Origin of the sequence: Lederbergia panacisoli (assembly GCF_024626525.1) — a bacterium.
GTDB lineage: Bacteria > Bacillota > Bacilli > Bacillales > Bacillaceae_C > Lederbergia > Lederbergia panacisoli.
Window position 1 is genome coordinate 93,783 of sequence record NZ_JANJGU010000005.1, and the last position, 13,324, is coordinate 107,106.

General features: G+C 37.6%; 12 protein-coding genes. 11 read left to right on the forward strand and 1 reads right to left on the reverse strand.

What is annotated here, in order from left to right; genetic code table 11:
- The first annotated feature begins 1 nt into the window (after nucleotide 1).
- The 11 genes from narI (at nucleotide 2) to NQ185_RS09440 (ending at nucleotide 12,316) form a co-directional block, all read left to right on the forward strand.
- Nucleotides 2–682 carry a respiratory nitrate reductase subunit gamma gene (gene narI / locus NQ185_RS09390; RefSeq protein WP_257581403.1) on the forward strand — a complete coding sequence of 227 codons (681 nt, stop codon included), beginning with the start codon at nucleotides 2–4 and terminating at the stop codon, nucleotides 680–682.
- A gap of 60 nt (nucleotides 683–742) precedes the next feature.
- Entirely contained in the window at nucleotides 743–1,204 is a 462-nt protein-coding gene (locus tag NQ185_RS09395) for a GAF domain-containing protein (RefSeq protein ID WP_257581404.1), read from the forward strand.
- Nucleotides 1,204–2,250: a sensor histidine kinase gene (locus tag NQ185_RS09400; RefSeq protein WP_257581405.1), complete on the forward strand. Its 1,047-nt coding sequence runs from the start codon at nucleotides 1,204–1,206 to the stop codon at nucleotides 2,248–2,250. Before NQ185_RS09395 ends, NQ185_RS09400 begins: the two co-directional genes overlap by 1 nt.
- 926 nt (nucleotides 2,251–3,176) lie before the next feature.
- On the forward strand, nucleotides 3,177–3,824 hold the full coding sequence (locus NQ185_RS09405; RefSeq protein ID WP_257581406.1) for a response regulator: 648 nt from the start codon (nucleotides 3,177–3,179) through the stop codon (nucleotides 3,822–3,824).
- 12 nt (nucleotides 3,825–3,836) lie between these two features.
- Nucleotides 3,837–4,361: a hemerythrin domain-containing protein gene (locus NQ185_RS09410; RefSeq protein ID WP_257581407.1), complete on the forward strand. Its 525-nt coding sequence runs from the start codon at nucleotides 3,837–3,839 to the stop codon at nucleotides 4,359–4,361.
- Nucleotides 4,362–4,522: 161 nt separating this feature from the next.
- The gene (locus NQ185_RS09415) at nucleotides 4,523–5,686 is read left to right on the forward strand and encodes a nitrate/nitrite transporter (RefSeq protein ID WP_257581408.1); all 1,164 of its coding nucleotides are present in this window, start codon (nucleotides 4,523–4,525) and stop codon (nucleotides 5,684–5,686) included.
- Nucleotides 5,687–5,713: 27 nt separating this feature from the next.
- On the forward strand, nucleotides 5,714–6,730 hold the full coding sequence (gene moaA / locus NQ185_RS09420) for a GTP 3',8-cyclase MoaA (protein ID WP_257581410.1): 1,017 nt from the start codon (nucleotides 5,714–5,716) through the stop codon (nucleotides 6,728–6,730).
- 50 nt (nucleotides 6,731–6,780) lie between these two features.
- Complete coding sequence (locus NQ185_RS09425) at nucleotides 6,781–7,221, forward strand: hemerythrin domain-containing protein (RefSeq protein ID WP_257581413.1); 441 nt, start codon at nucleotides 6,781–6,783, stop codon at nucleotides 7,219–7,221.
- Complete coding sequence (locus tag NQ185_RS09430) at nucleotides 7,218–9,026, forward strand: SEC-C metal-binding domain-containing protein (RefSeq protein ID WP_257581414.1); 1,809 nt, start codon at nucleotides 7,218–7,220, stop codon at nucleotides 9,024–9,026. The genes NQ185_RS09425 and NQ185_RS09430 overlap by 4 nt, the downstream gene beginning before the upstream one ends.
- Before the next feature lie 804 nt (nucleotides 9,027–9,830).
- Nucleotides 9,831–11,264: a group II intron reverse transcriptase/maturase gene (gene ltrA / locus NQ185_RS09435; RefSeq protein ID WP_257581415.1), complete on the forward strand. Its 1,434-nt coding sequence runs from the start codon at nucleotides 9,831–9,833 to the stop codon at nucleotides 11,262–11,264.
- Between the two features lie 179 nt (nucleotides 11,265–11,443).
- A complete protein-coding gene (locus tag NQ185_RS09440) occupies nucleotides 11,444–12,316 on the forward strand; it encodes a M23 family metallopeptidase (RefSeq protein WP_257581416.1) in 873 nt (290 codons plus the stop codon).
- Between the two features lie 225 nt (nucleotides 12,317–12,541).
- On the opposite strand, the gene rpsD is transcribed toward NQ185_RS09440, so the two are convergent.
- On the reverse strand, nucleotides 12,542–13,144 hold the full coding sequence (rpsD, locus tag NQ185_RS09445; protein WP_257581417.1) for a 30S ribosomal protein S4: 603 nt from the start codon (nucleotides 13,142–13,144) through the stop codon (nucleotides 12,542–12,544).
- Nucleotides 13,145–13,324 lie beyond the last annotated feature (180 nt).

Sequence of the window (13,324 nt, forward strand, 5' to 3'; positions counted from 1 at the left end):
GATGGCAGATCAATTTTTGTGGGTTATTTTTCCGTATATTTGTATCGCTGTCTTTATTGTCGGGCATATTTTTCGCTATCGAAACGATCAATTCAACTGGACAGCAAAATCAAGTGAATTTATTGAAAAAAAGCAGTTAATGATAGGCAGCCTTCTTTTTCATATTGGAATAATTCCAGTTATTTTTGGACATATTTCAGGTCTTGGAATCCCAAAAGAATGGATGCATGCAATGGGAGTAAATGATCATTTATATCATATGGGTGCGGTTTATATCGGTGGGTTCTTTGGAATCGTCACCTTAGTAGGAATGCTGATTTTAACGGCCCGCAGATTTACGATAAAGAGTGTCAGGCGCCTAAGTTCTTTATCAGATTTAATCGTAAATTTCTTGCTATTGCTCATTATTTGTTTAGGTATGTATGCCACACTTGTTACAAATGCTGTTCAGCCAGATTTTGATTACAGAAGCTCAATTTCTATTTGGTTCAGAGATTTATTAACATTTCATCCTGATCCAGCATTAATGAGCAGCGTACCATTATCGTTTAAATTTCATATTTTGTCAGGGTTTTTAATCTTCGCATTTTGGCCATTTACTCGACTTGTACATGTTTGGAGTGTACCATTAAATTACGTGGGAAGAAGTTATATTTTGTATAGGAAAAATCGTACCTTTTAGACAAATAAAGAAGACTTTATGTCTTCTTTATTTATAAAAGTGCATAGAAAGGAAAACGTTTTGATGGAAAAACCGGATTACCAAAAACTAATCGATACATTACGAGAGCATTATGGTTTGAATTTTATTTCAGTTGCCTTCGTTCAGTCTGCACAACTTGATTATGTTCTTAAATGGCAATACGTATCGGGTAATATAAGTAATCGTTATAAACGTGTGGTCTTGCGTTCGGGTAAAGGTATTGCTGGATTAGTTTTTAAATCAGGTAAGGCGTTGTATATAGATGATGTTTCAGTAGATATTGCCAAAGAAGACTTATTTAATTATCCAATTGTTATTTCTGAGGAATTAACGAACCTTGCTGCCTTTCCAATTCATGAAAATCAATCTGAACTTGTAAAAGGGGTTATTTTATTTGGTACTCGTGAAAATAATCAGATAGAGCGCGAAAATTATAATAAAATTTATCAATCATTTTTAAATGAATATCGGCAAGATGGTTCTTCAGAGGTGATTTTATAATGGAAAGTTCATCTAAGATGAACTTGGTGCTAAAGCTGTACCAAAATAGTTCAGAACCGATTTTCTTTTTTGATAAAGACAATAAGCTTATTGACATGAATCCTGCCGCAAAAGAGATTTTGGATCCTAAAGTGCAAAAGAGTTTGCTTTCAAGATTAGATGGCGGGATGTGTTTAGTTTGCCGTGGGTATATGAATGAACACGAAGAAATGACGTGCCAAGGTTGCTATATGATGAATCAGCAAAAAGATTTTTCATCCTTTCAAGTTTATTTGGAAACACGTAATAGAGGGATAGTTCCTTATATCGCGAGTTATCAATTGATTGATAAAGAATCCGGAGTTCATGCATTTATGTTAAGGGATTTAACAAAACAGCTTGAAGTGAAAGATACATTGTATAAAAGTAATTTAATGAAAAAAACAATTAATGCCCAGGAAATGGAACGAAAACGAATATCAAGAGAATTACATGATAGCATTGCCCAAGAATTAATTAGTTCATTAGTGGAGCTTCGTGTATTGAAATATATGAATATATCAGCAGAGGTACGGGATAAAATTTTTCAGACAGAAACATCGATCAATCGCTTATTAGAAGAAGTGCGTAATTTATCAGTAGAATTACGACCTGCCCTCTTAGATGATTTAGGTCTCGAAGCCGCATTTCGGACACATTTTAAGTGGTTAGAAAAAAATTATGGCTTGCTTGTACATTTTACCGCAGAAATGGGCGGTACCCGCTTTAATAATGAAGTCGAAACGATCGTCTATCGTATTTGTCAGGAAGCTGTTTTTAATGCGTTGAAATATGCAAAGGTAGATGAAGTGACAGTAAGATTGTTCCAATCAGAGGAACTTCTTGAATTAATAGTAGAAGACGATGGAGTAGGATTTGACACTAATTCATACGAATCGCAAGGCACCGGCATTGGATTGTATGGGATGAGGGAACGCGCTGAGCTGGTTGAAGCTGACATCTCGGTTGACTCTAAAGTAGGAGAAGGAACTGTCGTTCATTTGAAGATTCCATTATCAAAACTATAGATGCTTTCGGAATTTCGAGATGTAAATTTGTTGAATTTCCAAAAGCTTTATTGGAGATTTGGTATTCGTTTTCAAAACCTTTTCAAAAGGACATGCAAAGAAGTGTCACATATTTATTTTTTTGCTTACTGAGATAGTGCCTGGTTGATTTCCGCTACAGTTGCTCGCTTTCCGCGGGGCGAGCGGTGAGCCTCCTCGGCGTAAACGCCTGTGGGGTCTCACCTGTCCCGCTGGTCCCGCAGGAGTCTCGCACTTTCGCTACAATCAACCTCCAACAGAATTTGTTTTAAAAGCAATACTCCCATGGAAAAGATCATTTAAAAAGATATAGGCATTGAAGGAGAAAATATGAACTTAAAGGAACAACAGTTCATTTTTTAGATAAGCATACCAAGCGCCTATGGCTTTAACATATCACGATGGCGTAAGCCCTTATATACTACATTTTTGTATACCGATACTAACCAGATTCTAAGTATAGATCGATTTTTTCCAGTTTGTTTGTACGTTCTACCGACGTTCGTCACTCGCCTATTTTGTGATTTATAAAACTATTTGATTTCGTTTTAAGTTAAGTAGTGTTTCATTATAAAATAACGAACATAAGCATTTTACGGAAATCGAATGAAAAGGAAGGGATTCTGGACTAGAGTAAGATCAGTGTCCTTACTATGAGCAAAAGAATATCTCAGTTGATCTACGTTCCAGGCGGCGACTCCTGGGGGATTAGCGTGACAGGTGAGACCCCGCAGGGCGCGAAGCGACCGAGGAGGCTCACCGCACGCCCCCCGGAAAGCGTCCGCCTGGAACGGAAATCAACGGGTGGATGGCTCTTACGTTGTATTTTGATTATTTCTCGTTCAATATTGAATGGGCAATTCTATTTATAGTAAAATATTCCCCTTATAGTGGAAGGAGTGAAAAACTTGAAAATCGTGATTGCAGATGACCACGCAGTAGTACGAAGCGGCTTCTCAATGATTATTAATATGCAAAATGATATGGAAGTTGTAGGAACAGCAGCGGATGGTATTGAAGCCCATCGCCAAGTGGCAAAATACGAGCCTGATATTTTACTGCTGGATCTAAGTATGCCTCCAGGTGAAAGTGGCTTAATCGCTGTTGGAAAAATTAGCGAAGATTTCCCAAATACGAAAATCATTATCCTAACAATGTACGATGATGAAGAATATTTATTCCATTCATTAAAAAATGGTGCATCTGGCTATGTACTTAAAAACTCACCTGATGAAGAGTTATTAAAAGCCATTCGCATCGTGTACAACGGTGGAACATATATACATCCAACAATGGCGACTTCTTTAGTACGTGAGTTTATTAAGCGGGATCAGGATATTGTTGAGAATGATCCATATAAAATATTGACTAAAAGAGAACTTGAAATTTTACCATTAGTTGCTAAAGGGTATGGAAACAAGGAAATTGCTGAAATGCTATATGTCTCTGTAAAAACGGTAGAAGCTCATAAAGCAAAAATCATGGAGAAATTACATTTGAAAAATCGTCCGGAATTAGTTGAATATGCTTTGAAAAAGAAATTACTAGATTTTTAAAAGGAGATGCCGATGGAGTCTACAACATTTCGATTTAAAGATGCTTCTATGCGAATTCTAGAAAATGAGCACTTATATTTAACTCATTTGATGAATGAATGGCACTCAATTGTCTTAAATTTTGAAAATGGAAAATATACAAAAGATGAAGGCCTAGCCGCAATCAAACAGCTTAGGAAATTATTGATAGAATTTATTGATCCGTGGAAAAACCATTCCGAGAAAGAAGAACAATACTTTTTCCCGTTATTAGGTCTATATATTGGGAAGGAACAAGGTCCGATTGTAACAATAGAAGCAGAACATGATGAAATCGATGGTTATATCGGTCATTTTTTACATCATACACTACATGGGACCTCCGAGATGACGCTGGAGGATATGACAAATGTGGTAAAAGATGCTGGAGAGGCTTATGAAGTACTTATGGTTCATTTTGTAAAAGAGGAAAGTGTGTTATTTCCGATGACGGATAGGGTTATGAAAGCAGTCGATCAAAAGAAGTTAACGGAACAATTAAATACAAAAATCATTTAACGGACTTTCCTAATTGGCAAGTCTTTTTTTACTTTTGATCATTGCTTCACAATATAGGGAATCCCCTCTGGAAATCAGGGATGTTCCCTATTACCCGGAAGCTGCCTCACCTTTAAAATAAATGTATAAAGAAACGATTTCGAAAAAGAAGGGTGAGGAACATGATTAAAAAAGTACAACTCCCGCTGCAAACATTAAATTTAGTCGTTGGTTTCATGGTTTGGGTTATTATTTCTTCTTTATTACCGTTTATAAGTGAAGATATTAATATCCCTCATGAAAAGTTGGCATTATTAACAGCGATCCCTGTTGTATTAGGCTCTGTATTACGTATTCCACTTGGGTATTACGCTAATATTATAGGAGCAAGGATGGTATTTTTACTTAGCTTCGTGGTTTTGTTATTCCCAGTTTATTACTTAAGTGAAGCAAATTCATATGGTGACTTAGTAATAGGAGGATTACTTCTTGGTGTTGGAGGGGCGGTCTTTTCAGTAGGGGTAACGTCTTTGCCGAAATATTATTCAAAAGAAAAACATGGATTAATCAATGGGGTATATGGGGTAGGGAATATAGGAACGGCAATTTCAACATTTGCTGCTCCGATTGTTGCCACACAATTCGGTTGGTCGTTAACGATTAAGTTATATTTAGTCCTGTTGCTCTTTTTTGCATTATTAAACTTCTTCTTTGGTGATCGCCATGAACCAAAGGTGAAAGCGCCGATTATTAGCCAAATTAAAGGTGTATATAAAAATTACAAACTTTGGTTTTTCTCCCTATTTTACTTTATTACATTTGGCTCATTTGTTGCATTTACGGTTTATTTGCCTAATTTCCTTGTTTCAGAATTTGATTTGCAAAAGGTTGATGCTGGAATGAGAACAGCCGGCTTTATCGCAGTTGCGACATTTATTCGTCCGCTTGGGGGATGGTTAGGAGATAAATTTAAACCTCTTTTCTTATTAATGGGTGTATTTTCTATTTATACGTTTGCTGCCATTATTTTAGCCTTTTCACCAAGCATCGGTCTGTATACGGTCGGATGTATATTAATTGCAATTTCTGCTGGTATTGGAAATGGTGTCATATTTAAACTCGTACCGTTATACTTTAATAAACAAGCCGGAATTGTAAATGGGATCGTCTCTATGATGGGGGGGCTTGGCGGATTTTTCCCACCTTTAATGCTAGCATCGATTCATTCGATTACCGGCCACTATGCAATTGGTTTTATGCTATTATCAGAGGTAGCGTTAGCAAGCTTAATTCTAGTTATTTGGATGTATTATCAAGATCGATTAATAAAAGCTGATTCTAATTAAAATGAATATAGAAAGTAGTGAAAAGTGATGATGATTCAAACGATACATGATCAATGGAATAGGCCGATGCGTGATTTACGAATTTCAGTTACCGATCGTTGCAATTTTCGCTGCACATACTGTATGCCGAAGGAAATATTCGGGGACGATTACGCATTTATGCCGAAAAGTGAATTATTATCTTATGAAGAAATCGAACGATTCGCTACTATTTTTGCAAAACTTGGTGTGAAGAAAATTCGATTAACAGGCGGGGAACCGCTAATGCGCCGTGATATCGACCAATTGATTAAACGGCTCTACACTATAGACGGCATTGAAGATATTGGTTTAACGACGAATGGCATGTTATTGAAACAATATGGTAAGCGACTGCTGGATGCAGGTTTGAAGCGAATTAATATTAGTTTGGATGCGCTTGATCCGGAAGTTTTCGGACAAATCAATGGACGTGGGGTATCCCCAGACATCATTTTAGAGCGGATTGAATATGCGAAACAATTAGGTTTTCGTGTGAAAGTAAATATGGTCGTTCAAAAAGGTTTAAATGACAACCAAATTGTTCCGATGGCAAAATATTGTAAGGAGCAACAATTAGAGCTGCGTTTTATTGAGTTTATGGACGTCGGAAACGACAATGCATGGAGTTTTAAAAAAGTGATAACGAAAAAGGAAATTATTGAATTACTGTCAAAAGAATTTGTATTAGACGAAGTGAAAAAAGATTATTTTGGTGAAGTGGCTACGCGCTACCGATATGATGATTCCGATACTCAGGTTGGCTTTATCACATCTGTTTCAGAATCTTTTTGTTCATCTTGTACTAGAGCACGTTTATCATCGGATGGAAAATTATATACTTGTTTGTTTGCATCGAATGGCTTTGACTTACGATCACTAATTCGCAGCGACGCAACCAACGAGGAATTAGAAGAGGCCATTAAAGGTGTTTGGCAAAAACGGTCAGATCGATATTCAGATGAACGAACAGAAAATTCATCAAAAAAATATAAGAAGATTAATATGTCCTATATAGGCGGTTAAATAAAAGTGGCATTGAAACGAGACAATTTCATTTAAGGGAGAAGGTTAGTATGGCGAAATACGGTCCATCACTTGGGCAAAAACATGCCCATCATGCGATACATGAAGGGGCTTTAACTGGTGCGATTCAGAAAACGGAGGATCTTCTTAGATACTTGAAGCAGGGGGAGGCCGAAGCAGCAAAACTAACTGCTGATGATTTAATCGACTATTGGGAAACACGGATTATTGCTCATGCTGATTCAGAAGAATCGGGTTTCTATCAAGAAATGGTAGAACAAAACCCTGAATTGAAAGAAGCAGTCATCGGTTTAAAACGTGACCATGACATCTTACGTATGATTCTGCAAGATATTCGCGTGATTTTAAAAGAGGAAGGAATAACTCGTGAAGTGATGATGAAATTCGATTCATTGATTACAGTTAACGAATTGCATAGCCGTGAAGAGGAGCGGACACTTTTTGTGGAAAAGGAGCTTTTTCTTAAATGATAGGTAGAAATGATCTTTGCTCATGTGGCAGTGGTAAAAAATATAAAAAATGTTGTATGAATAAAGAACAATTAAATATCACCTTTCAAGAGATTATGCAGCAATTCTTCAATGCACACCCGACTCAAAAAGAAATTGTTGACTTGTATCGGTGGACGAATAAGAAAGAAGAAGCATTGGCTGAACGCTACGATAATGAGCGTTTAAGTACAATCCTAGGCGATGCTTATTTCTTTACTCATCGTGTTGATATTTGGAATGAATTTATTGATAAACAAATGGAAGCTGGATATATTTCAGCTGAGGCAAAGGGGATTTTAAGTAAATGGAAAAACCCTTTGCGCGTTTTTGGCAAGATTACTAACATTGAAAATGGCCGTGCAACTTTGGCAAACGGGGTGGATGAAGGTACATATAACGTAAATATGAGTGAAAATTTTGTGGTAAATCAGGGAGACTATGTATTGGCGCATTTCGTACCATCTGCTCAAAATAATACGATCATACCATTGAATAGTGTATTGACATTGATTCCCGAGTATTCTCATGTTGAAAATGAGTTGAAAGAGTTAGCCAGCCGATTTACATCAATAAATCAATTTTGGGATGAGGCAATGATTGAAGCCTTTTATATCTTTGGTGTAAAGCAAAAGTTAGAAGATCGTGAAATGTCGAATAACGAACAACAAGTATTATATGCCGTATATGAAGGCATGATTGAGATGGAGGTAAAATCGGATAAATTAATGGCGATTCTGATTGCCTATATGCATAGGCATAATGTTGTGGAAGGTTTAAAAAAGCCAGGAGTACTTGCAGCAGGAGTGTTGCAATTCGGGATGACAACAGAATTAATTGAGTCCGTTTGGACGAAGAAAAAAGTCGCTGAATTTTATGATGTATCAACATCAAGTGCAGCCAATTATGAAAATAAAATACTTGAGTTTGCGGAAAATGAATGGGTCGATGCCGATGGTGATTCAGAATATCAAGGAATTGCCTTTGAAGTGGGAACCGATGCACGTCCATCAGAATATCCGAATTGGCAACTTCTTATGCATTTAAAATCACACGAAATACATTCTGAAAATGAAATGAAACGTTTGATTGATGCTTATATGAATGTGGATTATAAACCAAAAAATAAGCTGGAAGAAGCGCAAATCTATGCATATGAGGCATATTATGCAGGATTTCCAGAGTTAAGAGAAAACTCAACTAAATTAGCGCATCTTCTTGATCCGGAAAACGCTGATGGTTTACTGTTAAGTGCAGAAATGCATGATGATGAGAGCATGTACGAAAAGGCAGTGGATCAGGCCAAAGCATTATTTGATGATTCAGTCGAAGTAGCGTGGGGATTAGTTACGAACCGCCCTTATTTACGTGCCTTATATAAATACGGAATGTGGTGTTTTGAAAAAGGCGAGTACGAAAAGGCATTTGAATTAATGAATCAAGTGTTAATTCTAAATCCTGGAGATCACCAAGGTGTTCGATATCCAGCCACAGCATCTTTAATTGCCTTAAATCGCTTTGAAGAAGCTGATCGCTTAATGGAACATTACCGTGAATCGGATAATGCATTTTTTAGTTGGTTCCGTTGGGCAATAAGCCGCAAACAAAATTTCTTCGGAAAAGAAACCGAAGAATTCTATCAAACTGCAATGATGGATAATGGCTACGTATCTAAGTATATTCGCGATAAAGCAGCTATACTGGAATTTCCTAAATACGTTGTAATAACCCCTGATAGTCCTGAGGAAGCACGTGTAATCTGGACATTAATAGCACCATTAATATAAGGAACAATTTTTAAGAGTCTATTGATTAAAATAGGCTCTTTTTTTGATGAAAAATTAAAACCTAAGATCTTTATGTATAGAGAATGAACGTAATTTGATATGGCATGGGATTATCCCGCTACCCATAGTTTTAGAGCGACGTTTAGGCGTTGCTCTTTTTGTGCGACGGGCAGTCGTATGGAGTGTTGACTCAGTCAACACTCTTCTTTTCATTATCTGAAAGAGACGTCATTTCGATGAAACGACTTAGAGAGGATAATGAATATGAATCCCAGATGGTGAAAGTCCATACCCAAGGAGACTGACCTAGCTTGGGAAGCCTAATCTAGGGCAGCACCGCGAGGTGTTGTCTGAAGGAGATGCGGAAAGTCGAGAGACCCGTAGGCGAATAGGTAGACCCTAATGCAATAAGTGTGAAGCACGGCGGCGGGATAAGTTGGCGACTTTTCGAAAAGTGAGGAAGCCCACTCAGGAGGCATTTTCTTTAGAAGTCAGAACGAGAAAATGTGACTTATAGCGTGATGGTGCAGGGTATGCCTAGAAGGGAAATGTGATGACCCCGTGAGGACTCCACCTTACCGAACAGGCAGGGTTCTAGTCTATAAGGGTAATCCGAAGTGACGATGAACTGGTGGAGTAGTCAGACATTCTCATAGTACGGAAGTAACTTGATGACCATAACATCAAGTGAACGGAAGGGGAATGACCTATGGCTCCAAGTCATGAACAAGATGTAATGCCAACAATCATGTTACTGCGGTAAAACCGTTTGAATGTACATCGAGGAAAGGCGTGGAATACGCAATGAATCAAGAGTGGAAATTTAAATTACACAGTGTCTACGGACAAATATTATTTGACCGAAAACTAACCCAAAGCTTCCAACAAGTTAAAGCAAACAAAGGAGCGGGTGGAGTAGACGGTGAGACAATAGAAAGTTATGACGATAAATTAGAAGAAAACATCATGGCACTTCTAGATAAGTTAAGGTCAAAAACCTATCAAGCCCAGCCAGTCAGGAGAGTATACATTCCGAAGAAGAATGAAAAGAAGCGACCACTTGGAATACCAACAATTGAAGACCGCATTGTTCAACAAAGTGTGGTGAATGTACTTCAGCCAAAATTTGAAGACAACCTTTTTCATAATTGGTCAGTAGGCTACAGACCAAATCGTGGAGTTCAAAGGGCTCTGCAAATAATCCTTTGGAATATTGAACAAGGGTACAATCATATTTACGATTGTGATATAAAAGGATTCTTTGACAATATTCCTCATAAGAAACTTATTGCAGTTCTTAAGAAGTATGTTTCGGACCGTACGGTCCTAGGGTTGATTGAGCAATGGCTCAAAGTTGGACATATGGAAAAAGGAAAACTTATTCACTCTGATTATGGGACACCCCAAGGCGGTGTAATCTCACCTCTTTTAGCAAATGTTTATTTGTCTGAAATGGATTGGGAATGGGACTTGAATAACATTCGTTTTGTCCGCTATGCAGATGACTTTCTGCTTTTTGCAAAATCGAAGGAAGATATCAAGAAAGCTGCTTCTATCACTAAGGATAAGTTGAAAGAACTTGGACTAGAAATTTCTAAGGAAAAGACAAAGATTGTTGACTTTAAGAAGGATGATTTTGATTTTCTAGGCTTCACTTTTCATCACTGGAGGGAAGGCAAGAAAGATAAAAAGCTAGTCTTTCATGTAACACCAAAGGAAGAATCCATCAAAGACTTTCGCCTTAAAATAAAGGAAAAGACCCGCAAAACACTCACGTTAAGTAAGGAAGAGTGGATTAAACGTGTCAACCCGATTATTCGAGGAAAAGTTAACTACTACCTAACAATAGTTAATGCAATAAAGGAAAACATAAAATTAGGTAGTCCAAACCACTGCATTACACGGTGGGTTCGAAGAACCCTTTCTTCACTGGATGGTTACATAAGAAGAAGACTGAGAGCAGCTTTTATTCATAAACATCCCTCTCAAAGAAAAGAGAAGAAGATGCGCAGTCTTTGGAATAATGCATTCTTCCTTAAGATAAATCTGATTCCAACATACTGGCTTTATTTAAATAAGGTATATGGATACACAAAGGAACAATATCTAAATGACATGTCCAGTAATGCAAAACGAGACCTTAAGAATAGAATTAAGCGTGCAAAAGCAAAAGGCGAGGAATATTATACACCTCACCGACTACAAAAGATGCAAAATGCTTGGAACGCATCCTCTTGATAAACATTGTAACATTTGGTAAGCCGTATGCCTTAATAGGGCATGTACGGTTTGATAAGGGGGAAGCCTCGAGAGAGGTTTCCCTACTTTATTTTGCTAAAATAATCAATTTCATCAATCAATCAGCCTTTCCAATTTAAAGGACAATATCATTTGATATATGAAAGGAGGCGATTATTATGCTGCTTGAAGGCTATACGGTAACTTCAGGCTACGGCTATAGAATAGATCCGTTTGGCGGCGGACAAGATGTATTCCATCCCGGTATCGATTTGGTCAATGAGCATAAAGCACCTATATACGCCTTTGCAGGAGGAACTGTAGTGTTTGCGGGACTAGGGAAAACAGGCAGCGGTCTTGGCGGCTATGGAAATGTTGTACTAATAAAAGATCTGAATGGTCATGGTCATTTATACGCTCACTTAGACAGCGTTGTAGTTACCACGGGAGCACAGGTGTCAAAAGGCCAAATGATAGGACGTCAAGGTGCAACTGGGCAGGTGACAGGTTCTCATTTACATTACGAGATTAGAAGAGAAACATCGCCTAGTTATGGCTGGACTAGCGATAAATCCGCATCAACGATAGATCCTATCGCTTATTTAAAATTGTTGGACGAAGAGGCAAAGACAACCGAAAACATACCTATACACGTTATGAAATATGAAGTTAAAAAGGAGACCTCTGGCTACGTTACTGCTGCGGATGCTAAAGCTGGTAAGAACAAAAAGACTACTGTTAAGCCCGGAATATATTTAGTTTATAAGACATCAGGCGGAATGATAAACGTCACAACAAAAAACGGTACCCCGGGTTCATGGATTAATCCGTATAGCGTTGTAGTTGAAGGTGATTTTAAAGTAGGTCAAAAAGTAAAAATCAAATCCAAAGCAAAAAAATATTCAAGATCCACAGTTTCAATACCAAGCAAATACAAAAATAAGTCTTATACGATTCAACAGGTTGGGAACGATGATGTATTAATTAAGGAGCTTTATAGTTGGGTTAAAAAAGAAGACTTGCTTGCAGTCCTGAGTGAAAAAATTCTATAACTACTCCCTTAAATTTATTAATATTTTTGGCACTTAAAAACATAGGGGAAAAGAGGCGAGTTTGAAGATACACTTAAGTTAAAAATTATTAATGAAGACAAAACCAATGACATAAGTAAAGGTCAAATTGGTGCTAGTGAAACAAGAAAAAATAAAAAACCCTAGAAACATTGATATAACGCTGTTTCTAGGGTTTTAGTTACTGGATTTTATTAAGCTTTAAAATTAACGTGAGTAGAACTCAACGATAAACGCTTCGTTAATTTCTGCAGGAAGTTCAGAACGCTCTGGAATACGAGTGAATGTTCCTTCAAGCTTGTCTGCATCGAAAGATACGAATTCTGGTACGAAGTTTGTAGCTTCTACAGATTCTTTAATAATATCAAGGTTGCGTGATTTTTCACGAACGCTGATTGTTTGGCCAGGAACCACTTTGTAAGATGGGATATCAACGCGACGTCCATCAACAAGGATGTGGCCATGGTTTACTAATTGGCGAGCTTGGCGACGAGTACGCGCAAGACCAAGACGGTAAACAAGGTTATCAAGGCGTTGTTCAAGTAAAATCATGAAGTTTTCGCCGTGTTTACCTTTCATTTTACCAGCTTTTACGAATGTATTATGGAACTGACGCTCATTTACTCCGTACATATGGCGAAGCTTTTGTTTTTCTTGAAGCTGTAAGCCATATTCAGAAAGTTTTTTACGTTGGTTTGGACCATGTTGTCCAGGTGCATAAGGGCGACGATCTAATTCTTTTCCTGTGCCGCTTAGAGAAATTCCAAGACGACGGGAAAGTTTCCAGCTTGGGCCGGTATAACGAGACATAGTAGTCTCCTCCTTCGTTTTTATTTAGTTGTAAAATAAAAACCGATTATGAGACAGCATATATGTGTATTTTGTTTTCATGCACCTTCGCCCTAGCAGCGGCGGGTTACGTGATGCACCTCGATTTTGACGAGGAACAAAATACGCTCATAAAGTGTTCATCTAGGCTGCATTATTTTA